21 protein-coding genes and 2 tRNA genes are annotated in these 22,304 nt (G+C 54.7%); 17 read left to right on the forward strand and 6 right to left on the reverse strand.

Features of this window, described 5'->3' with window-relative positions; translation table 11 throughout:
• The first annotated feature begins 54 nt into the window (after positions 1 to 54).
• A tRNA-Phe gene (locus AU074_RS32215) sits at positions 55 to 130 on the forward strand.
• A gap of 309 nt (positions 131 to 439) precedes the next feature.
• Entirely contained in the window at positions 440 to 1,600 is a 1,161-nt protein-coding gene (locus tag AU074_RS32220) for a Fic family protein (protein WP_076018139.1), read from the forward strand.
• Between the two features lie 71 nt (positions 1,601 to 1,671).
• On the opposite strand, the gene AU074_RS32225 is transcribed toward AU074_RS32220, so the two are convergent.
• The gene (locus AU074_RS32225; RefSeq protein ID WP_076018140.1) at positions 1,672 to 3,312 is read right to left on the reverse strand and encodes a glycosyltransferase family 39 protein; all 1,641 of its coding nucleotides are present in this window, start codon (positions 3,310 to 3,312) and stop codon (positions 1,672 to 1,674) included.
• A gap of 87 nt (positions 3,313 to 3,399) precedes the next feature.
• Entirely contained in the window at positions 3,400 to 4,365 is a 966-nt protein-coding gene (locus AU074_RS32230) for an arsenic resistance protein (protein ID WP_076018141.1), read from the reverse strand.
• A gap of 173 nt (positions 4,366 to 4,538) precedes the next feature.
• On the opposite strand from AU074_RS32230, the gene AU074_RS32235 reads away from it, so the two are divergent.
• Both AU074_RS32235 and AU074_RS32240 read left to right on the forward strand, forming a co-directional pair.
• Entirely contained in the window at positions 4,539 to 5,459 is a 921-nt protein-coding gene (locus tag AU074_RS32235) for an alpha/beta fold hydrolase (protein WP_076018142.1), read from the forward strand.
• A 72-nt stretch (positions 5,460 to 5,531) separates the two neighbouring features.
• Complete coding sequence (locus AU074_RS32240) at positions 5,532 to 5,945, forward strand: hypothetical protein (RefSeq protein ID WP_076018143.1); 414 nt, start codon at positions 5,532 to 5,534, stop codon at positions 5,943 to 5,945.
• Positions 5,946 to 6,080: 135 nt separating this feature from the next.
• On the opposite strand, the gene gabP is transcribed toward AU074_RS32240, so the two are convergent.
• Positions 6,081 to 7,472 (reverse strand): GABA permease, encoded by a 1,392-nt coding sequence (gabP, locus tag AU074_RS32245; RefSeq protein ID WP_076018144.1) that lies wholly within the window; start codon positions 7,470 to 7,472, stop codon positions 6,081 to 6,083.
• A gap of 554 nt (positions 7,473 to 8,026) precedes the next feature.
• Between gabP and AU074_RS32250 the strand changes: the two genes are divergently transcribed.
• From AU074_RS32250 to AU074_RS33980, 6 genes are all read left to right on the forward strand, one after another.
• Positions 8,027 to 8,800, forward strand: a complete 774-nt coding sequence (locus tag AU074_RS32250) for an ABC transporter ATP-binding protein (protein ID WP_017478155.1) — start codon at positions 8,027 to 8,029, stop codon at positions 8,798 to 8,800.
• A gap of 13 nt (positions 8,801 to 8,813) precedes the next feature.
• On the forward strand, positions 8,814 to 9,566 hold the full coding sequence (locus AU074_RS32255; protein WP_063033521.1) for an ABC transporter substrate-binding protein: 753 nt from the start codon (positions 8,814 to 8,816) through the stop codon (positions 9,564 to 9,566).
• Between the two features lie 73 nt (positions 9,567 to 9,639).
• Positions 9,640 to 10,335: an ABC transporter permease gene (locus AU074_RS32260; RefSeq protein ID WP_034117272.1), complete on the forward strand. Its 696-nt coding sequence runs from the start codon at positions 9,640 to 9,642 to the stop codon at positions 10,333 to 10,335.
• The gene (locus tag AU074_RS32265; RefSeq protein ID WP_017478153.1) at positions 10,332 to 11,063 is read left to right on the forward strand and encodes an ABC transporter permease; all 732 of its coding nucleotides are present in this window, start codon (positions 10,332 to 10,334) and stop codon (positions 11,061 to 11,063) included. The genes AU074_RS32260 and AU074_RS32265 overlap by 4 nt, the downstream gene beginning before the upstream one ends.
• Positions 11,044 to 12,258, forward strand: coding sequence for a methyltransferase (locus tag AU074_RS32270; RefSeq protein ID WP_076018145.1), 1,215 nt, complete (start codon positions 11,044 to 11,046; stop codon positions 12,256 to 12,258). The genes AU074_RS32265 and AU074_RS32270 overlap by 20 nt, the downstream gene beginning before the upstream one ends.
• A 25-nt stretch (positions 12,259 to 12,283) precedes the next feature.
• Positions 12,284 to 12,490 carry a hypothetical protein gene (locus AU074_RS33980; RefSeq protein ID WP_143503759.1) on the forward strand — a complete coding sequence of 69 codons (207 nt, stop codon included), beginning with the start codon at positions 12,284 to 12,286 and terminating at the stop codon, positions 12,488 to 12,490.
• Between the two features lie 10 nt (positions 12,491 to 12,500).
• Here the strand turns inward: AU074_RS33980 and bcsQ are convergent, their stop codons facing one another.
• Positions 12,501 to 13,442 carry a cellulose biosynthesis protein BcsQ gene (bcsQ, locus tag AU074_RS32275; protein WP_076018146.1) on the reverse strand — a complete coding sequence of 314 codons (942 nt, stop codon included), beginning with the start codon at positions 13,440 to 13,442 and terminating at the stop codon, positions 12,501 to 12,503.
• A gap of 345 nt (positions 13,443 to 13,787) precedes the next feature.
• Between bcsQ and AU074_RS32280 the strand changes: the two genes are divergently transcribed.
• On the forward strand, positions 13,788 to 14,024 hold the full coding sequence (locus AU074_RS32280; protein ID WP_076018147.1) for a DUF2790 domain-containing protein: 237 nt from the start codon (positions 13,788 to 13,790) through the stop codon (positions 14,022 to 14,024).
• A 55-nt stretch (positions 14,025 to 14,079) separates the two neighbouring features.
• Here the strand turns inward: AU074_RS32280 and AU074_RS32285 are convergent, their stop codons facing one another.
• Positions 14,080 to 14,490, reverse strand: a complete 411-nt coding sequence (locus AU074_RS32285) for a hypothetical protein (protein ID WP_076018148.1) — start codon at positions 14,488 to 14,490, stop codon at positions 14,080 to 14,082.
• Positions 14,491 to 14,715: 225 nt separating this feature from the next.
• Here AU074_RS32285 and AU074_RS32290 point away from each other — a divergent pair.
• The 6 genes from AU074_RS32290 (at position 14,716) to AU074_RS32315 (ending at position 21,398) form a co-directional block, all read left to right on the forward strand.
• Positions 14,716 to 14,791, forward strand: a tRNA-Thr gene (locus AU074_RS32290).
• Between the two features lie 481 nt (positions 14,792 to 15,272).
• Positions 15,273 to 16,496, forward strand: coding sequence for a DNA cytosine methyltransferase (locus tag AU074_RS32295; RefSeq protein ID WP_076018149.1), 1,224 nt, complete (start codon positions 15,273 to 15,275; stop codon positions 16,494 to 16,496).
• Entirely contained in the window at positions 16,489 to 17,496 is a 1,008-nt protein-coding gene (locus tag AU074_RS32300) for a hypothetical protein (RefSeq protein WP_143503760.1), read from the forward strand. Before AU074_RS32295 ends, AU074_RS32300 begins: the two co-directional genes overlap by 8 nt.
• Complete coding sequence (locus tag AU074_RS32305; RefSeq protein ID WP_076018151.1) at positions 17,493 to 19,502, forward strand: hypothetical protein; 2,010 nt, start codon at positions 17,493 to 17,495, stop codon at positions 19,500 to 19,502. The genes AU074_RS32300 and AU074_RS32305 overlap by 4 nt, the downstream gene beginning before the upstream one ends.
• Before the next feature lie 9 nt (positions 19,503 to 19,511).
• The gene (locus tag AU074_RS32310) at positions 19,512 to 20,501 is read left to right on the forward strand and encodes a hypothetical protein (RefSeq protein WP_143503761.1); all 990 of its coding nucleotides are present in this window, start codon (positions 19,512 to 19,514) and stop codon (positions 20,499 to 20,501) included.
• A 621-nt stretch (positions 20,502 to 21,122) separates the two neighbouring features.
• Complete coding sequence (locus tag AU074_RS32315) at positions 21,123 to 21,398, forward strand: DUF3077 domain-containing protein (protein WP_076018153.1); 276 nt, start codon at positions 21,123 to 21,125, stop codon at positions 21,396 to 21,398.
• Between the two features lie 167 nt (positions 21,399 to 21,565).
• Here AU074_RS32315 and AU074_RS32320 read toward each other — a convergent pair whose 3' ends face one another.
• Complete coding sequence (locus AU074_RS32320) at positions 21,566 to 22,276, reverse strand: SDR family NAD(P)-dependent oxidoreductase (protein ID WP_003218108.1); 711 nt, start codon at positions 22,274 to 22,276, stop codon at positions 21,566 to 21,568.
• Between the last annotated feature and the right edge of the window lie 28 nt (positions 22,277 to 22,304).

A 22,304-nucleotide genomic window follows, 5' to 3' on the forward strand; every position in this document is an offset into this window, starting at 1 on the left:
TTTTTGAAAACTTGCTTGACGACCCCCTGAAAAACCAGTTTAATGCGCCCCGTTGCCCAGATAGCTCAGTCGGTAGAGCAGGGGATTGAAAATCCCCGTGTCGGCGGTTCGATTCCGTCTCTGGGCACCACTAATTAGTTTCAGGTGGTGCAAACGTCATCTGAAACACACAAAAAACCCGCCTAGTGCGGGTTTTTTGTTGTCTGGGATTTGTGGTCGCTCACCTTCATCTGCTGTGCGCTTCCAAAAGCGTCTCCAGACCGGACCCGTACGACACGGTGCAGAGAGTTTTCCACTTCCAGTCACGGACAATCCTACTTATCTCAATGGCGCTTTTGAGATAGTGTGGTTCCTAATTAGGTACCAAGTGCCCAATCCATAGGCACCAAAGCACCTACTATTCAAGATACCCCCTCAACTCATCCGAGATAATTCTTCCATGGCCGAGTTTCTTCACCACGATCTCGAGCTTTTGAACCCGTCGTTCGATTCGGGTCTGGTTGACGTATTGAGCGAACTGGAACACCTGCGGCGCCTGCAATTGGGTGGGGACACACCGCCTGCCGTTTTCTTCCAGCTGAAAGAGCTTTTCCATATGCTGGAAAGCCTGGGGTCCGCACGAATCGAAGGCAACCACACGACCTTGGCCGATTACATCGAAAGCAAGGTTGAAGGAACGGCGCAGGCAACCGACCAGTTGCGCGAAATCGCGAACATCGAAAAAGCCATGGAATACATTGAAAGCGTCATGGAATCGGGCACGGAGCTCACCGAGTTCGCTATCCGTGAGCTTCACTCAATGACAGTTCATGACCTGCAGCGCGAGGGAGACCGCACGCCCGGCGCTTACCGTGAAGGCGGGGTCCGTATCGCTCAGTCACAGCATCTGCCGCCTGACGCAGTAATGGTGCCTGGATACATGCAAGAGCTGGTCGCCTTCATCAATAAAAAAGACCCACCCAAATATGACCTGATGAAGGTTGCACTTGCCCATCATCGATTCGGCTGGATTCACCCGTTCGGCAACGGAAACGGCCGAGTGGTACGCCTTCTCACCTACGCGCTGCTGATGAAGTACGGCTTCAATGTCAGTACTGAAGGTCGAGTACTTAACCCTACTGCGGTTTTTTGTATTGATCGGGAAAGGTATTACTCAATGCTGTCGACCGCCGACACAGGCACCAAAGAAAGCCTTGAAGCCTGGTGCATTTATGTTCTGGGTGGCATTAGAGATGAGCTGGAAAAGGTAAACAGGCTGACTGACTACCGCTACCTGACCCAACACGTTTTGGCACCCACTGTCGCGATGGCAAAAGAGCGAGGCTGGATTACGCCGTCGGAGGAGAAAATCCTGACTACCGCAATCCAGTTGAAGGTGGTCAAGTCAGGTGATATCGCCAAGGCGCTGCCAACACTTTCCGCGGCACAGAGAACCTACCAAATAAAGAAATTGGTCGACCAAGGCATGCTACTGCCCATTAGCCCTGGCGCGCGGCAATACACCATCGGCTTCTCAAACAATTATTTGATAAGAGGCGTCATCAAATCACTTCGTGAAGAAGGCTTCATACCGGAGCAGCTGGAGAATCCCTACGCATAGACGGCCTGAAATAGCACCTCAGCCCGAGCCCTACATCTGGATGCACCGCCACGACGGATACGGCGGCTGAGTTACTTCACCAGGAACACCAATAATGGGTTGTCATTCAACCGCCCATTGAACACCGGCGCCATATGCTCCAGCGGCGTGCCGCTCAGCAATGCGGTTTGCTTGCGCTCCACAATAACCCAGGCGGGTCGCGGCAGCGTGTCCACTAGCAACGGTTCGTTGCGCCCAATAAACAACGGCTGCTCGTCGTGATCCAGGTTCATGATGTAGCGAATCGCCCAGGTGTCTTTGGCCAGATCGACAAATACCAACGTTCCGGGATTATCGGCACGCAGCGCCTCCACCGCGCCAACGAAGTTTTTGGTGTCGAATTGCAGGTCCTTCGCCGGCTCCACCACCTTCACCAGCACCAGCCATTGGGTCGCCAGCGCAATCAGGCTGAGCACCACCAGGCGCTGGCCGAGACGGCCCTGCAAACGGCGCCAGGCAATCACGGCAGCCAGTTGCAGCACAATCAACACACCCACCAACGCCGGCACTGAAACCTCGGGCCAGTAACCGTGCTTGTGCCACAGGTGCCGGCAGACAAACACCACGACGATGCCGAGCACCGGCAGGATGGCCACCAACCACTCATAGCCACGACGCACGCCAAGCAGCCAACCTTGCGCCTGGAGCAGCCCATAGGCAGCCACCGCGGCAAACATCGGCACCATGGGCACGATGTAATAGGCGCGCTTGAAGTGCGGGATGGACAAGCCCAGCAAAATCATCAGCCCGCAGCCAGCCAGGCGCAGCATCAGTTGCACGTCGGCATCTTCGTTACGCGACGACCATTTGTGGCGCAGGGCAATCATTGTCGCCAGCGCCAGCGGCACCACCGGGAAATAGCGGTACAGGCTCAACTTGAAGTAGAAGTAGAACGGCTCACCCGTCTCGTCGAGGCGCCCGGCGAATTGCATCCGCAGCACATCATCGACGAAGGCATCCCCGCCGCTGATCCGCGCCAGCTTCAGCAATACCCACCAACAGCCGGCTAGCAGGACCAAGCCGACCACGCCGTGGGCTATCACCTTTTTCAGCAACGAAAACCGCTCTTCCCGCGTACGAGCCGTGCCCAGCGCCCAGTAGACGCAGGCCACCCCACACACCTCGATCAGCCCCAGCGGCCCACGAATGGCAAACGCCACCACGAACAACGGAAAGATCGCGTATTGGCGTAACCGCGAGCCCAGGCGCTCGCCGGTATGCAGCAGGTAGAAGCAGCCCAGGCACAGCAATGAGATCATCTGGTCCAGGCACACCGAGCGCGACTTCTCCAGCAATTGCGCGGTCAATGCGGTGAGCAGCACCGTCAGCAGCGCCCACGCCCGGCCCGACGGCACCAGCAAGCGGTAGATCAGCGCCATGACCCCGGCAGACGCCAGGGCGGTGGGCATCACGTTGGCCAGGTCGTTGGGCGCGCCGAACAAGCGGGCAAAGAGATAACTGAGGTAGGTCGCGGTGCCCGGGTAGTCCGGGTACGGCTCACCGTAGGTGGTAGGAAACAGGCTCGCGCCGTGGCGAAACATCTCTTGCATGAACACGGCCCAGCGGCCGTCGAAGCCTTGCGGCTGCTGGTCCCAGATGCCCAGGGTAAACAGCAGCAAAGCGATAAGGAAAATGCCCAGCGATTCCATTCGAAAGCGATTGTGTTGATCCATTATTCAGCCTGTCAGGTGGGGTAAATCGGTCCATGTTGCCGAACCCCTCGCTGAATGCCCCCTGAACGGAATCAAACATTCATCAGCCTAACGACGAGCGGGCCAGATCAGCAGCGGCATCAGCCGGATGTAGAGCAACTCTCCCACCAGTTCCACCAGGGTTTGCGTGATCACCGCTGCGGCGGCGAGCCCGCGGATGTCTTCGGGCAACGCCAGTGCCAGCGGCAGTACCACCAGGGAATTGCGCGTGGACGCGCTGAAGGTGACCGCCCGCGCTGTGGTCGCCGGTAGCTTGAACAGTCGCGAAGCCAATGCCCCCATCAGCGGGGCCAGCAACAAGAAGCCGATGTACACCGGGATCACCGGCGCCAGCAGGCCGATATCGCGGACCACAGCGGTAATCTGCGAACCGATCACCACCATCAGCACCAGCGCCATGGCCGGCACAGGCAGCCAGGCCCACGCATCATTCCAGGCGCTGACAAGGCCCGATCGCAGGGACAAGGAAGTCGTCAGCACCGCCAGAATCATCGGTGCAACGATCAGCAGCAGGAACGCCTCGACAAACGGCCCCACCGCCACCACCACCTGCGACTGCGCACCCAGGATCAACCCCAGGTACACCGGCAACAGCAGCAGCTGGAGCAGCAACAGGATCGGGGTCGCGGCCAGCATCAACCGCGAGTCGCCCTTGCCGATGTGGGTGAACACCACCACGTAGTCGATGCATGGCGTCAGCAGCACCAGTAACGCGCCGATCAAAATCGCCGGGTGTTCCACCAGGCCGCGGGTCAACGCCCACACCAGCAGCGGGATCAGGATGAAGTTGGCCAGCAGCAATGCGGACATGAAGCGTTTGTTGCCCAAGCCCTGGCGCAGGTCCAGAAACGGAATTTGCAAGAACATTGCGTACATCAGTACGGCGATGGCAGGCGTCACCAGGATGCCCAAGCCTTGGGCCATGGATGGCGCCAGCAGACCGAAAACGACGGCCAGCAGCACGCTCGCGAAGTAGAAGGGGATCTGGTTTTGCTCGAGGGTGTCGCGGGTCATGAGCTGGCTCTGGTGGGGCGAAAGGGTCTAAGCCTAGGCATCTGTACCGCTCAGGTCGAGCATCAGAAAAATCCCCGGAGTGTTCTTAGCGGAAATTTGTTAGCTTCGACCTCTTATAAAACTGCGCACGGGCCTTTGACGCCCCATCGAAAGCGCAAGCACCGAGCCCGCTCATGAACCTGCCGACCCGCCCCCAGCCTGAAGCCTTTCGTGAACCTGCTGCCGATGGCCATCCCATTGGCGGCTTCACCTGGCGGCACATCCGGACTGATCCCGATCGCCCCGTGGTGATCATCAACGCCGCCACCTCCGTACGCTGCCGGCACTATTCGCGTTTTGCCGATTACCTGTTTGCCAATGGCTTCGACGTCATCACCTACGACTACCGCGGCATCGGCGAATCCCGCAGCGGCTCGCTGAAGGGGTTCAAGGCCTCATGGACGGATTGGGGCGCGCTGGACTTCGAAGCGATCCTGCAGCGGGCCCAGCGGGAGTTTGCCGGCCAGCCAATTGACGTGGTCGGGCACAGTTTTGGCGGGTGTGCGGCGGGGCTCGGGGCTTCCGGAGCGGTAATCCGGCGACTGGTCACCGTGGGCGCGCAGTTTGCCTACTGGCGCGACTACGAGGCGAACGGGCGCTGGCGAATGTTTGCCAAATGGCATCTGGTGATGCCAGTGGTAACGGCGGTGTTCGGCTACTTCCCAGGCAAGCGCATGGGCTGGCTCGAGGATACACCGGCAGGTGTGGTGCGCGATTGGAGTACACCGACGCCGGGTTATGAACAGCGCCCGAGCGGGCGAGCCTTGGGTGAGTTGCCATTTTCTCGGGTGCAGGCGCAGGTATTGGCCATCAGCATTACCGATGATCCGTTTGGCACCGTCGCAGCAATCGAACGCCTGCTGGGTTACTTCGAAGGCAGCGAGCGCACGCATCTGCGGATCGCACCTGAAGATATCGGCGAAAAAGAGGTCGGACATTTCGCGTTCTTCCGCAGCCAGTATCAGGATCGGTTGTGGCCGATTGCGCTGGCTTGGCTACAGCGGGGAGAGTTGGCCAACGACACTCCGGGGCGCCAAGTGACGGATCGCACCTAGAAAGCCTTGGGATTTCCCCAGACCTGCGCTTCAATACGCCACCCCAGATCCTGACACCAAGGACGTGAGCCCATGGCCTCGCCGAACAAGCAGCAAAAACGCGCCCACCGGGCAAAAGCCAAGGCCAAGCAGAACCGCACCCAACGCGCCGTCGCTACCAAGCCGGACGCCTTTGCCAGCGATGACAGCCGCATTGATCTTGAGTCGGTGGATTTGACCGAGCTGTTCCTGGAGATGCGCACCGCTGGCGTAACCAGCCAACAGGCGCTGTGTGCGGTGTTCCTGGCGCACCCGCTGTTGGCGGTGGTGCTGGAGCAGGAAGGTGAAGAGGAAGCGACCGACTTTATCCTCGCGGCGCTGATCGAGTATCGCCAATGGGCCACGGATACCGAAGATGAAGCGGCAGCGCTGGCGTGGATTGAATCGCCGGCGTTTCAGGCTGATTACGTCGCGGCCTCTCAAGCGCTGGCTAATTCCGAAGACTGATACAAAACCAAATGTGGGAGCGGGCTTGCTCGCGAATGCGGTGGATCAGTCGACATTTGCGCTGACTGACACACTGCCTTCGCGAGCAAGCCCGCTCCCACATTTGATCAACGGTATTCCGACGAAAGCATTCCGTCAGTTAAGCACCGCAGCACCAACCTTCCGGCCCTTGCGCCGACGCGACACAATCAGCCCCGCCGCAATCACCAGCAAGCTCAGAACCCCGGTGGCCATGATCTCCACCCGATGCGCTTCCTGAAACAGCATGATCGTCAGCACGCCCACGATGAACACGATCACCGCATACGTCAGGCCCGGGAACAGCCACATCTTGAAGGCAATCTTCTCGCCCGCTTCCGTGCGCTTCTGACGCATGCGCAGTTGCGACACGGCGATCACCAGGTACACCAGCAGCGCGATGGCGCCGGAGCTGGCCAGCAGGAATTCAAACACCGCTGCCGGAGCCACGTAGTTGGCGAATACCGCCAGGAACGCCGCGCCGGTAGACAGCAACACCGCCCAGTAAGGCGTGCCGCTCTTGTTGGTGATCTTGGACACCGCCGGTGCATCACCGCGACGGCCCAGGGAGAACATCATGCGTGAAGCGGTGTAAAGCGCCGAGTTCAGGCAACTGGTCACGGCCACCAACACCACCAGGTCAACGATCAGCTTGGCATTCGGGATGCCCATGCGTTCCAGCACCGTCTGGTAGGAACCGACCGCTGCCAGCGCAGGATCATTCCATGGCACCAGGGCCACGACGATGAAGATCGACACCAGGTAGAACAAGCCGATCCGCCAGATCACCGAGTTGGTGGCCTTGGAGATCTGCTGGCCAGGGTTCTTCGATTCAGCGGCCGCGATGGTCACGATCTCGGTGCCCATGAACGAGAACATGGTGGTCAGGATCGCCGCCAACACCGCGCCCATGCCGTTGGGCAGGAAGCCTTGGGTGTCGAACAGGTGCGAAACGCCGCTGACCTGGCTGCCCGGCAAGAAGCCGAAAATCGCCAGGACACCGAGGATCACAAAGCCGATGATCGCCACCACTTTGATCAGCGCAAACCAGAACTCGAACTCGCCGTAGTTCTTCACGCTGAACAGGTTGGTCGCGGTCAGCAGCAAAGTGATGATCAGGGTGAAGGCCCAGATCGCCACGTTGGGGAACCAGGCGTGGAGGATGGTCGCGGCGGCGTTGGCTTCCAGCGGAATCACCAGCACCCAGAACCACCAGTACAGCCAGCCGATGGTGAAACCGGCCCAGTGACCGATCGCACGGTCGGCATAAGTAGAGAACGAACCCGTGTCCGGGGATGCCACGGCCATCTCGGCCAGCATGCGCATCACCAACACCACCAGCGTACCGGCGGCCGCATACGCCAGCAGCACGGCAGGGCCTGCGGCAGCAATCGCGTGGCCGGAGCCGACAAACAAACCGGCACCAATAACGCCGGCAATCGACAGCATGGTGACGTGACGCGGTTTGAGCCCCTGTTCGAGGTCATTGGAGCTTTGCGTACTACTCATTGACACACCTTTGCGAGGAATTGCGAATACGGTCCACCCGGCCTGAGGTCTTTCTCGTGAAAAGAAACCAACGGGGCGTTCTTTATTTTTTACGCAAGATTTGCGCCAAAATGTTACAGGGCCGCGATTGACGCGGCTTGTAGGGAAACTCAACAGCTCTCGTAAGTCACTGACACTAATGGCATTCCGCTATAGCGTTACTGTGCGACTCACTTGAAGCACGAACAGGCGCACCAAAAACACACACAAATTGTGCGTGACGCTCCATTACAGGGCTGATAAGGACCGTTCGCCGGTTTAACCCTTCCAACACCCGGCCAAAGCTGGCACCATCGCGCCCTTTTTTACGCGAAGCCTGTAGGCATCAGGGTTCAAACGGCTGTTCGGTTGTTGGTGGCGCGACACACTGCTGTGCCGATGCGACACCCTGCCGCACACCGTCTGTTTACCGCCTGCTGGGCTGTTGGCTGTCATCCAAACGCTATGCTAGCTTGGCGCCTCGCCAGGAAGGCGGGCCAACAGCAGGAGCGCAATGAACACAATGAGGACCGCACATGGCTGAGGCCACGCCCGCGCTTGAAATCCGCAACTTGCATAAACGCTACGGTGAGCTGGAGGTGCTTAAAGGTATCTCGCTGACCGCCCGCGACGGCGATGTGATCTCGATCCTGGGTTCCTCCGGTTCCGGCAAGTCCACGTTCCTGCGCTGCATCAACCTGCTGGAAAACCCGCACCAGGGGCAAATCCTGGTGGCCGGTGAAGAACTCAAACTGAAGGCCGCAAAAAACGGCGAGCTGGTAGCCGCCGACGGCAAACAGATCAACCGCCTGCGCAGCGAAATCGGTTTTGTGTTTCAAAACTTTAACCTGTGGCCGCACATGAGCGTCCTCGACAACATCATCGAGGCGCCGCGCCGGGTGCTCGGCCAGAGCAAGGCCGAAGCCATTGAAATCGCCGAAGCCTTGCTGGCCAAGGTCGGCATCAGCGACAAGCGCCACGCCTACCCCGCGCAATTGTCCGGCGGCCAGCAGCAACGCGCCGCGATCGCCCGCACCCTGGCGATGCAGCCCAAAGTCATCCTGTTCGACGAGCCGACATCGGCCCTTGACCCGGAAATGGTTCAGGAAGTACTTAATGTGATCCGCGCACTGGCCGAAGAAGGCCGCACCATGCTGCTGGTCACCCATGAAATGGGCTTCGCCCGTCAGGTGTCCAGTGAAGTGGTGTTCCTGCACCAGGGCCTGGTCGAAGAGCAAGGATCGCCACAGCAGGTGTTTGAAAACCCGCTTTCGGCGCGCTGCAAACAATTCATGTCCAGCAACCGCTAACGGAGCAACATGCATGCAGAACTATAAAAAATTCCTCCTGGCTGCCGCCGTTTCGATGGCGTTCAGCGCCACGGCGATGGCCGAGACCTTGAAAATGGGGATCGAAGCGGCTTACCCGCCGTTCAACAATAAAGATGCCAGCGGCAACGTCGTCGGCTTCGACAAGGACATCGGCGACGCCCTGTGCGCCAAGATGAAAGTCGAGAAGTGCGAAGTGTATGTCTCGGACTGGGACGGCATCATCCCGGCCCTGAACGCCAAGAAGTTCGACTTCCTGGTCTCCTCGCTGTCCATTACCGATGAACGCAAGCAGGCCGTCGACTTCACCGACCCGTACTACTCCAACAAGCTGCAGTTCATCGCGCCTAAAGCCACCAAAGACTTCAAGACCGACGCGGACTACCTGAAGGGCAAGATCATCGGTGCTCAACGCGCGACGCTGGCCGGTACCTACCTGGAAGACAAGCTGCCGGACACCACCGCCAAGCTCTACGACACCCAGGAAAACGCCTACCTCGACCTGACTTCCGGCCGCCTGGACGGGATGCTCGCCGACAAGTACGTACAGTACGAGTGGCTGAAAAGCAAAGACGGCTCCGCCTACGAATTCAAGGGCGACCCGGTGGTAGAGAGCGACAAGATCGGTATCGCCGTACGCAAAGGCGACCCACTGCGCGAGCGCTTGAACAAAGCCCTGGCAGAAATCAAAGCCGACGGCACCTACAAGAAGATCAACGACAAGTACTTCCCTTTCAGTATCGAGTGATCCTGAATTGCCTGCCCGGCGCGCTCGCTTGAGTGCGCCGGTCCTTAGCAATGCCTTGCGAAACGACTAAACCATGAATTTCGACCTCTACGGATTCGGCCCGGCGCTTGCCGCTGGCGCGCTGATGACCGTCAAGCTGGCGCTCACCGCCCTGTGCCTCGGGCTGGTGCTCGGCCTGGCCGGTGCCCTGGCCAAGACTTCCCCGTACAAGCCGCTGCAATGGCTTGGCGGCGCTTACTCCACCCTGGTTCGCGGCATTCCGGAACTGCTGTGGGTACTGCTGATTTACTTCGGCACGGTCAATTTGATGCGTGCCCTCGGGGAGTTTTTCGGCAACCCCGACCTGTCCCTCAGCGCCTTCGCCGCCGGCGTCATTGCCCTCGGCCTGTGCTTTGGCGCCTACGCCACGGAAGTGTTCCGCGGCGCGATCCTGGCCATTCCCAAGGGCCACCGTGAAGCCGGTGTCGCACTGGGCTTGTCGAAGTTCCGGATCTTCACCCGGTTGATCATGCCGCAGATGTGGCGCATCGCCCTACCGGGCCTGGGCAACCTGTTCATGATTCTGATGAAGGACACCGCACTGGTCTCGGTGATCGGCCTGGAAGAAATCATGCGCCACGCGCAGATCGGCGTGACCGTCACCAAGCAGCCCTTCACCTTCTTTATGGTCGCGGCCTTCATGTATCTGGGCCTCACCGTCCTGGCGATGACCGGCATGCACTTCCTGGAAAAACGTGCCGCGCGCGGCTTTGCGAGGAGCACGCAATGAGTGGCGACTACAGCTGGCTGTCGCATTTCGACCTCGGCCTTAACTGGGCCGTAATCATCAAGTGGCTGCCCCGGTTGGCCCAGGGCGCAACCCTGACCCTGGAACTGGTGGCCATCGCCGTGATCGCCGGCCTGCTGCTGGCAATCCCGTTGGGCATCGCGCGTTCTTCGCGCCTGTGGTACGTGCGCACCCTGCCCTACTGCTACATCTTTTTCTTCCGTGGCACGCCGCTGCTGGTGCAATTGTTCCTGGTGTATTACGGCCTGGCGCAGTTCGACGCCGTGCGTGAAAGCTTCATGTGGCCGTACCTGCGGGACCCGTTCTGGTGCGCCACCGCCACCATGACCCTGCACACCGCCGCCTATATCGCCGAGATCCTGCGCGGCGCGATCCAGGCCATCCCGCCGGGTGAAATCGAAGCAGCGCGGGCGCTGGGCATGTCCAAGCCCAAGGCGCTGTTCTACATCATCCTGCCGCGTGCGGCGCGCATCGGCCTGCCGGCCTACAGCAACGAAGTGATTCTGATGCTCAAGGCCAGCGCCCTGGCCAGTACCGTGACCTTGCTGGAACTGACCGGCATGGCCCGCACGATCATTGCCCGCACCTACTTGCCGGTGGAAATCTTCTTCGCTGCCGGGTTGTTCTACCTGCTGATGTCCTACGTCCTGGTGCGCTTCTTCAAGCTGCTGGAACGCTGGTTGCGGGTTGATGCCTGCCAAGGTCGCTGACGCCATGTTGACGGGTGAGCAGTTGCTCGCCCGCTTTCAGGCACTGGATGCGTTCCTCACCGAGCATCAAGGGCTGTGGCGACCACGGCCCTTTACCCATCTGCAATTGCCGTGGGAAGCCCAGCATCCCGAGCTGGCCAACTGGCTACGCGGACGCTCACTGGCTGAGGCGGACAGCAGCCATAACCAACCTCATAACCTGCCGGCGCCCGCGCCGTTTCCCGAGCTGGCGGCCCAGTCGCTGAATCTCGGTGCTGTGGATAACTTACCGTCCACTGCGCTACCGGCCGCCCACCACCGCTTAAACGTCGATGTACCCGGCCGCAAATGGCAGCAGATAGAAGCCTTCGGCGCCGCCCTGCAATTCTCTAAAACACCCCAACACTGGCTCGACTGGTGCGCCGGCAAGGGCCACCTCGGCCGCCGCCTGCTGCAACCCGGACAGCAACTGACCTGCCTGGAATATGACGCGGCACTGATTGCTTCAGGGCAAACACTCAGCGAACACCATCGATTGCCCGTCACCCATCGCCTGCAAGACGTGATGGCCGACGTGCAGATCAGCCGCGACCAAACTCCGGTCGCGCTGCATGCGTGCGGCGACTTGCATGTGCGCCTGCTCCAGCTGGCCAGCGCCGCCGGCTGCCAGCAACTGGCTGTGGCGCCCTGCTGCTACAACCGCATCCGCGCCGAGGAATATCAGCCGCTGTCGATTGCGGCCCAGGCTTCATCACTACGTTTATCAGTGGAGGACCTCGGCCTGCCGCTGAGCGAAACCGTCACCGCGGGCGCGCGCGTACGCCAGCAGCGAGATACGTCGATGGCCAGGCGTTTGGGCTTTGATGTGCTGCAGCGGCAACTGCGCGATAGCGACGAGTACCTGCCGACCCCGTCATTGCCTGCAAGCTGGCTGACCAAGCCGTTCGCCGACTACTGCCGGGAACTGGCGGTGCTCAAGGGATTATCCACAGGTGAACAGGATTGGTCGGTTCTGGAGGCCCAAGGGTGGCAGCGCTTGGCCCACGTGCGAAACCTGGAATTGCTGCGTGGTTTGTTTCGGCGCCCGCTGGAACTATGGCTGGTGCTGGACCGAGCATTGTTGCTCGAAGAAAACGGCTACAGGGTTCAAGTCGGCAGCTTCTGCGAAACACCACTGACCCCGCGTAACCTGATGCTGCTCGCCGAGCGCGATTAAAGGGCATTTTGTCGCAGCGCGCCCTGTGGATAAGTCTGTTGATGGAATTCTGGCGCAAGCCCTGGCGGCAAGCTTTACAGGGCAAAATGCTGACTGGTCATTTTTTGTTCACAAAATAAAACGCACGCAAAACAGGCAGTTGCAGCGTGATGAGAACGGCTCCGCAAAATTGCTGTTTCGTGACAGGTTGAACCAACCGATTGTGCATAAGCATCGGGCGTTAGCGGCATAACCCGGTCTTTTCAATGGGCAATCAACAGGCGGCAAAGCTCGTTGATATCGTCACAGGCCATGCTGGCGGCTTCGTTATCCAGCGGGTCGCTGCCGAAGGCCAGGGCTTCGCTGATCGCCGAATCCCGGTGCACCACTTCCAACAGGTTTTCACCCAGGCGCTTCTTGAACACCTCGACCATGTCGAGGCTGAAGCCGGAGGTCTCATCAAGCTGGTTGATCACGAAGTGGCAGCGCAGCGCCGGCTGACGACCCCTATGTGGCGCCAGCAACTGCTCCATCTGCCCCAGAGTGCCAAGGGACGCCGCATCCGCCTGGGCGATAACCAGCACCACATCGGCCACGTTCAGTGCCTGATGCAGGTAAACGTTGTTGCCCGCCGGGGTGTCGATGATCACCGTGTCCTGCTCGCTCAGACCGAGGGCCGAGAGGTGCTGCGCCAACCACTGCGGTTCCTGCTTGAGCCAACGCTGCAAGTCCTCCTGCTGACGGATATCGGTTTCGCCAAAAGTGATCACCTGGCAACCGGCGAAGCCCGAATGAAGGATCTGGCTCCAGCGCTCGTTCTGCAGGCTGGTGCGCCCGATGCCGGGCAAGGTGTGGCTCAGGCCGAAATGGTGATAGAGAGCGTTTTGCGGGTCCAGGTCCAGCGTTACTACCGGCCGTCCCAGGCGCTGCAAACCGCTGCTCAGCGCCGTGGCCAGGGTGCTGCGGCCGACGCCGCCATTGACGGACACCAGCGCCACCACATTCGCACGGACGGTCGCGGCTTCGCGGGACTGCTCGTTGGCACAGGGGGAATGCCGGGAGAACGACGCGCCGCTGCCCATGTTGAGACTGGCGCTGTCGTCGATGGGCATGTCTTCGAAGAATTGCAGCATCGAATCCATTCCCTGGACATCATTGGCAGTTGTCTTATTAAACAACTCAAAAATTTCATCAGTACGGCTCATTGCCAACACTCCATCACGACGCATCTTAAAGACGTGAGAGGTCAGCTGTACTGATGCTTACCGCAGGTCTTTTTGTGGGCGCCTTTGTGTACGCATTCTGTGACAAAGGAATGAAAGTGTCATTATTTTGGTGTTTCTGAAGAAAACTTTACGACGAGCGGTAAATAGTCAATTTAATGGCTTTTCTCGCGCCGAATGGAGTGCTCACGTATCAAATTGTATGAAACCCACCGCCTATACATGCCGAGGCAAAACCCCGAGGTGCATGACACAGGCCGGATACCTCCCAGGCGCTCAATAGGCTCCAACGCAACACACTCCTATTGAACCTCAGAGGACACCACCATGAACCGGAACACCTTCATCGCCAGCGGCTTGTTTGCCTTGCTCAACATCGCCGCCTTCTCGGCCCAGGCCGAGACCAGCCCCAAGCTGGATATTCAGCAAGTGCTGTCGACCGTCGACGATGGCGGCGCGGCGTGCGGCGTGGTGAATGCGCGGATGACGTACCTGGATTCCCATGGGCAGAAGCAGGTGTTTGAGTACATGAAGTTTGCGGATTCGTGTAACGCAGGCAGCTAACGGCGAGAACAGCAAACCTGTGGTTAGGGAGTTTGGCCCTCACCACAGGCGCGGTTTAATCTCGGATACGACGCTCGGTGAACTCGTAATCTTCCTGGCAATCGCCAGTCGGGCCCGCCGCCACACTCACGTAGTGAACCGTGTCGGTATCGACCATCTTGTAGGTGTAGATATCCGGCGTACGCACACCGTCCGTTCTCAACTCATTCTTGCCATTGGCCGCAGCCCAGGTGCCGTTCTCGGTTTGAATCGGCTGGGTTTGCTGCGCATCACGGAAAAACGTGATGGTGAAGCGTCCGTCAGGTTTGAGGTTGTTGTTCCAGGACAGGAACTGGCACTTGCCGCTTTCTGCACGCAGGCCTTTCCATTGGCCGACGAGGGCAGGATCGTTGGCCGGCTTGTTGGCGGCGCAGCCACCGAGAGAGGCGGCCAGCACGATAAGAGCCAGGGAGATATTCCGTTTCATGTGATGCTTTCCTCTATTCGTCCTTGGGTCGCCCTCAGCAGGGTCGACGAAGGACCGCATCTTGCCGCTACGCAAGCGGCTTTTCCAGGGGGCCAGCGCATGGAATTTGCGGGGTTGGGGCGGTTGAAACGAAGCCGGGCAGAGAAAACCCAGGCGATTGCAAAAATAGTCAGAATTCAGGGGTTTACAGAAGCTTGCCAATCGCTATAATCGTCGCCCTAACACGCCGGTATAGCTCAGTTGGTAGAGCAACTGACTTGTAATCAGTAGGTCCCGGGTTCGACTCCTGGTGCCGGCACCATACAAAACAAAGCCCTCACAGAAATGTGAGGGCTTTGTTGTTTCTGGCACTAAATTAATCCTTCTCACCCCAGCAGGCTGCGTTGGCAGGTGCGGCTCCATCCCACCATCTACCGCTTCGGCAGCAAGTTTTGTAATTTCTTTCAACGGAGGATTACCAAATCTTCCAGAAGCAAAGGGCTCAGCCACCTTGCGTGGCCCCCGCGATTTCAGGAAAAGCCCCCCCCCCTTAAAAGAATGCCCCTCAAAGCAACAGCCCAAAAAAGCTGAATGGCTGGTTTCTCGAAGCCAGGTAAAGAGTCTGGGCCCATGGCGCTCGCCTACGTATACTAAATACACTGGTCCAACAGCCGAATAGAGGTTGAAAAAAATGCCCGACGTCGTAATCTTTCGAGAGCTCGAAATCAGAAGCGCGGTCGTTTAATGAAAATTTCAAGCATCGTCGCCCTATCAAGAAATACTAACTTTTTAGAAAAAAAAATATGCTAACCAAGGATGCCACAGACAAATCATATGTTAAGCCAAGTTTTATCAGCCTATTCTCAGGATGCGGCGGCCTTGATTTAGGCTTTATAAAAGCGGGGTTTGTACCAAAAGCCGCATATGACATTTGGCCGTTAGCAGTAGAAAATTACGAAAAAAATCTAGGCCAGCATATTAAAGTCTTAGATTTATCTCACGCAAAAATTCCTTACACCGAGCAATGTGACATCGTCGTAGCAGGCTCTCCGTGCCAAGGCTTTTCCACTGTCGGAAAAAGGCAAGTCGATGATCCTCGTAACAATCTTCTTCATGCGGCAGTAAAAATCGCAATCGATGCAAACCCAAAAGTAATGGTCTTTGAAAACGTACCCGGAATATTGCAGGGAGCTCACAAAGGACATTGGGACCAAGCATGCGAAACAATTGCCGCAGCGGGATATGATTTTTCTGGAATGACAATTGATTCCAGAGACATTGGTATACCGCAAACAAGGAAAAGAGTAATTTTAGTCGCTTGGAAAAAAAATATAAACTTGATACCAGAAATCAAGAAGAGACAGCCTCCAACTTTAAGGGATGTTATAAAAGGCGCTTCGAAATTATCTAATCATGCTCCCAAGAAGCTCACGGTGGATTCAGCCGACTATAAAATTGCTTCCCATATTAAAGCTGGTCAAAAGCTATGTAATGTTAGGGGCGCTGAAACCTCCGTCCATACATGGGAAATACCTGAAGTTTTTGGCGACACGTCAGATGAAGAGAGACAAGTACTTAATTCGATAATGAAATTGCGCAGGCGCAAAAGAATAAGAAACTATGGCGATGCTGATCCTGTGTCATTAGAAAGTATTCAGGCCGAAGTTGGGCGAAAAGTTCTAAGAAATATAAACTCACTTATCAAAAAAAACTATATAAAAACTGTCGAATCAAAGGTAGATTTAAGACACACTTTTAATGGAAAGTATAGAAGAGCCCTTCCCGAAGGAGCCTCGTTCACCGTTGACTCTAGATTTGGTGATCCGCAATGTTTTCTTCACCCCACAAAACAGCGAGGATTTAGCGTTAGAGAGGCAGCTCGTATTCAAGGATTTCCAGATGATTATGTGTTCCATGGGTCACTAGAGGACCAATTTCGCCTCGTAGCGAATGCAGTACCACCTTTGATGGGGTTCGCGATTGGTGAAATGATCAAAGCTGCTTTTGTAGGTAAAAATCATGAGTAACAAGCTTCGAACAATCGAAAGAATGGAGTTAGAGCTCCACATTACCGACGAAAAGCGTTCAATACGAGCGAGCAAACTCAGAAGCCTTTATGAGACATTAGCCGTTCAGCTTTTCCAACAGTTCGAGCCCACCAAAAAAACATCTCAACGTGTTAGCAGAGATTTTATGGTGCGTTTGAATAATTGGCTAGAGCACTTTGAGGACCAAGAAGACCAATGGATCGCCTTCCGGAGCATCGAGTATCTTTTTTTTGCAGGCCAGCAAGAATTTGAAGAACTCTATCGTTGCGCTTTCGATAACATCATAAAACCATGGCTTATAGATATAGCGAAAATAGATATTTTCTCGAATGATGCTGGAGAGAAATTAGATGTTGAGCTTGAAGCTATCTGGCCGTGCCCAGTGACAGATAGCTTACGAATAAACGGCTTCCTTCATTTAACAGGACTTTCTGGAAAAAGCTTAAGGCCCGATTGGCTAAGTATGCGGCAATTTTCTTGTCCGGCAAAGGTTAAACTATACCAGATAAAAGAGGGCATAAAATATCTGGTATTAATTGAAGACTTCGTGGGATCAGGCGGCCAAATCACTAGAGCTTTGAAGTTTGCAGCTGCAGAATTCGATGGTCCTATCCTTTTGATCCCGCTACTTGTTTGCGCCCCGGGCGACAGAAAAATAAAAGCCGTGATACACGAGCTCGGAAGAAACGATATCTACTATAAACCCGTCACTGTTCTTAGCGATGAATGTCTAGTCACCGAAACGCCAAATTTAGGTGAACCAAAACTTTTTTCGCAATTGAGGACAATAATGAAAACCGGTTACGATAGTATGAACTTCAAGCTATCTGGCGAGGAATACGGCTGGAATAAAACTGGGAGTTTGGTGGTGATGTATAGCAACTGCCCGAACAATACGCCGCCAATATTTCATCATAGGTCAAGTACTTGGGCTCCTCTATTTCCTCGTTCTGAGCGAGAGCTTAAGGTGATGCTATGAACAGATTCGATAATCCTTTCCACGATCTGTGGGTTACTGAAATACTTGCACCTACGGATTTCGTGAAGATGTTTAGCCCCTACGTAGTAACGCATTCTGAAGAGCTTTTCGGCACTGGCAATGTTGTTGTAAAGGGGCGTCAGGGTAGTGGAAAAAGTATGCTTCTAGGCCTGCTAAGCACTAGTACGCGAATTGCATATGCACGCGCTGGTGAGCCGTACCCGGCCCCCCAAAAATATAATAATTTTATAGCTGCAGGAATACACCTAATTAGAGACAACGCAAGAATTGTTGCATCCCGTCTTTCCGAAATCCCAATGGAAAGACGAAGAGATTGGGCGGCGACTACATTTGCAGATTATATAAATTATTTACTAGTAGAGGATTTACTGGCAAATATAATACAACTATCTAACGAACAAGCAAAAGACGACGTTCTAAAATCAGAATTTCCCGTCACTTGGGACGACGAAAGCCAAAATAAGCTAGTCCAACTGTTAAAGTCATCAGATGCATGGTTCGGGTATTTGGAAGATTGCTTAACCGTCAAGGACATAAGCCTAAAGGTTTCTAACCGACTGAAAGAATATCGCCGCTACTTTAACTTTAATATCCATAAATTGAGCGACTCTATAGAAACCACAAAAACGAGAGTTGGTGAGCCCGCTGCTGTTTTAGCTGATGGCCTTCGTGCATCAGGCGTGATTCCAAAAAAGTCGCTTGTCTTTTTAAGAATAGACCAGCATGAGGAATTATATGAGCTCGAAAAATCATCTGGATATTCTAATGTCTTCCGACAAGTAATTAACCAGGCTTTAGCGATGCGGGATGGCCGAGTTGCTTATCGTGTAGGTACTAGGCACTACGCGTGGAGTGAAGATATTGCCGTATGGGGAAGTGGAGCGCACCTTGAAATTATGCGCGACTACTCAATTATAGACATTGACGAGATGTTTAGACGTAAAGAACAAAACTCTCAAATTGCTGACTTTGGAAATTTTGCTGAGGATGTCTTTAGACGTAGATTGAGCACATATGGCTTTGAGCTTGACGTGAAAGAAAAAAGTGTCCTCACTAAAGTATTTGGCTCTACTCTCTCACCCTCCGAGAGAGCAAAAAAATACGTGAAGAAAAAATCATCTACTCTACAAATCCCTGAAAGTTGGTCCACCGAATGGAAAGTTACTCTTGAGAAACTCTGGGAGACGGATCCTTTAGAGGCAAAGCTTGGTGAAATATGGCTTCGTCAAAGAAAACAGCAAAACGAAAAGACATATCAGGCAACAGAAATTGCCACTATTATGGGTTGGGGTCGACGAACATACTGGAAGAAAGAACGTAATGAAGCTGCATTAGTTCAAATTGCAGGCGACGCTAAAGAAATGCTTATTTGGAGCGGACAACGTCATATAGTTGACCTATCCGGTTACAACATTCTTGCCTTCATGACTATATGCCGAGCAATTTGGGCGGCTTGGTTAAGAAGTACACCGGATGATGAACTAGAGAAAACCTATCTCCCTAAAATTGAAATGGACAAACAAACTATAGGAATAAACGAAGCCAGTAGAATCTGGTCCGAAAAGCTAAAAGAGGGAACTGATGGAGACCGCAGACTAAAGTTTATAAACGCAATAGGGTCTTGGTTTTCTAATAAAATCCGTAGTGATAAGTCCCTCTCCAACCCAGGACATAACGGTATATCTCTCTACATATCTGAATTTGAGAAAAAGAACGAGATCACAGATTTGATTCGTAGCTGCAGAGATCACGGAGATCTTATTGAGTCTGACCACACAACAAAGCTTTCAGATGGACTTCCTAGAATAAAGTGGTATTTAAACCCACTACTGAGCCCGCACTTCAGAATTCCGCACATCAGAACTAAAGAACCCATTTACACTTCGACTCGAGAGCTAGAGCATATTTATCTTGAAAATATCTACCCTTCTTTGAAAAAATATCAAGATGATAATAATCCATTACAAACGGAATTGAAGTTTTAGGAGGTAGCAATGGCTCAGATACATCCTTGGGGCAAAATAGAGTGGCTAACGGCTAAATTTGGTCATAGAAATTGGACGGGAGTAGTCTGCTCTTCATTCGAGCCAAGATGTTTAGCAGTGCCTGAATGGTTATCTAAAAATAGTAATAACAACCATTTCTGCTTGAAAATCAATGACCCAAGCAGTCGATTCACTAGCAAAATCGTCTCCGCTACGGATGACCACGAAAAGATAATTAAGAGTCTATTAGGGCCAAAATTAGAAGTAACGACTGCGATGTTACTATCGGAGCCCGGTGCTTGGTATAACTTTTCACAACTATCTTCTTCAACTCAAGATATGTCACTTATGCTTGACATCAGCGGCATGCCGAAAAGAGTTTTCCTTTTTTTGGTAAAGCAATACTTAGACTCAGATAATATCAGAGACCTTGTAGTCTGCTACACGAAGCCTGAAGGCTACAAAGAGGGCCAACTCACAGAAGATGCACTCCCGCCTTCGCCGCTGCCCGGATTCTCTCGTATATCTAACTACATTGGAGACCCAACTACGATTGTCAGTGTTGGATATATGGCTTTCAACCTCGGAGATTTGCTGGAGCAACAAAGAGGTAGAACCGCAAAATTCTTGTTCCCGTTCCCTCCAGGATCACCTGGATTTCGAAGGAGCTGGAGGCTACTTCATGACTTGTCTCAAGGAATGGACCTTCAGACGGAAATTAAGCGAATAAATTCTATGGATATGTTTTCGGCGCTTGACTGGCTAAAGGACATTAAGCAAGAGACTAACGGAAATATTGACATGATACCTATAGGACCGAAGCCACATGCTCTGGCCATGGGGCTTGCGTTTCCATCTATGGGCGATTCAGCAGAGATTTCTTACTCACAACCACGCCTGTATCATCCGGACTATTCCTATGGAATACTTAAGGACGAATTTGGGAACTCTGATGTCACGGCGTATTGCTTACGTAGGAATTTTGTTAATTTCGTGTAGATAGTCTTAAAATCGGCCTAACGTTAAATAGTAACCACGACGAAGTGCTTACAATGCTTAGTGCAACAATCCTATTTATGCCCTTGAAATTAACACTAATTAAATTCATCGCCCGATAAACGTCTACGATTACATCGTCATAATCCTTTAGAAGCCAACTTATTTAAACCTTAGCCTATCTCCACACTATATTCCTCTACAAATACAACATAAAACAGTTTGCAAATCTACTTATTATCCAATATGGAGGTACTCTAGGTACACGAACTTTCCTAGTTGCAAGGTCGATCGCTTCACGTTAGGCTCCTGCGTCGCTGCAAATTTAGCGACCGGGCGTGAGAACCCGAGTAAATCAAGGCGCAAATCGCCCAAGAACCCTATCGCGATGTTTTTTCGTCCGCGGTATCGTTTTATGGCGGCTGTGCGTGGGAGACCTTCGGGTCTACCGGTTGCCTTGATTGCCGGTTTCTCACCCTGCGCACAGCTGCCACCCAAACCTGTGAGAAGGTCCGTGGCAGCTCCTCAAATCATGGAGCTATCACCTATGTGCCGCTATTCCGCCTTTCAATACGCTTTATTTGCCCATCCTCAGCTCATTATCTCCTCAATCGGAGGTGCTGTATGAGCACGCCGCAACATCTAACTACCCTCGGCGTTACCCCTTTTTCATTTCATTCCGACCAGCCTTTGTTCCGCGTTAACAGCGGGGTTTCCCTGCGGGAAGCGCTGTCTCACGTTTCCGATTTGCTGCATGTGGCCAAGCTGCTGGCAGAAGACGCGGCGATAATTCGGGATACGGATCGCTACGCCTGGGCTTCGCACTATCTGCAAGAGATGAGCAAGGCAGTCATTGATGATGTGGTGAAGGTGTTGGAGTCGCCGGGCAATAATCTATAGGTGTGTCAGGTTGTGGATGTGTTGGCTGGGCCATCGCCATCGCGGGCAAGCCCGGCTCCCACATTTGATCTTTGTTGTTTGTTTTAGAGTGCTTGGCTCTAACCCGCCACCCAAAAAAACGCCCCGAACCATCACAGTCCGGGGCGTTTTTCGTTCAACCGCGTCGCTTAGTGCCCAGCACTCTGCCCACCGTCCACATGCAGAATTTCCCCCGTCACAAACCCAGCCGACTCCAAATACACAATCGCCTGCGCAATATCCCGCGCCTCTCCCATATGCCCAACCGGATGCAGGCTACCCAGCGCCGCATGCGTCTCTTCGCCATGCATCGGCGTTTTGATAATCCCGGGGCTCACCGCATTCACTCGAATCCCGCGCTTGGCGTATTCAATCGCCAGCGATTTGGTCGCCGAGTTCAGCCCGCCTTTGGTCAGCGACGCCAGCACCGATGGCACGCCATCAATCGCGTGGTCCACCAGGCTGGTGGTGATGTTGACGATGTGCCCGGCGCCCTGTTTCAGCATCTCGGTAATCGCCAGTTGGGTGATGTAGAAGAACCCGTTGAGGTTCACGGCCAGCACGTTCACGTAGTCTTCGTGGGTGTAGCTGGTGAAGGGTTTGGCGACGAAGATGCCGGCGTTGTTGATCAGGCTGTCGATGCGGCCAAAACGCGCCACGCCTTCGCGGATCACGCGCTCGGCGGTGGCCGGGTCGGCGATGTCGCCCGCCACGGTGAGGATGTCCGGATCCGTCGACGGTTTGATCGACCGGGAGGTGGCAACCACGCGGTAATCCAGCTCGCGGTAAGCCTTGACCGCAGCCGCGCCGAGGCCTTGGGATGCGCCGGTAATCACAACGACTTTTTTCGAATTGCTCATGATGAAACCTCTATATAGAAAAGGGGAC

The sequence above is a fragment of the Pseudomonas sp. ATCC PTA-122608 genome, assembly GCF_001952855.1.
Taxonomy (GTDB): Bacteria; Pseudomonadota; Gammaproteobacteria; order Pseudomonadales; family Pseudomonadaceae; genus Aquipseudomonas.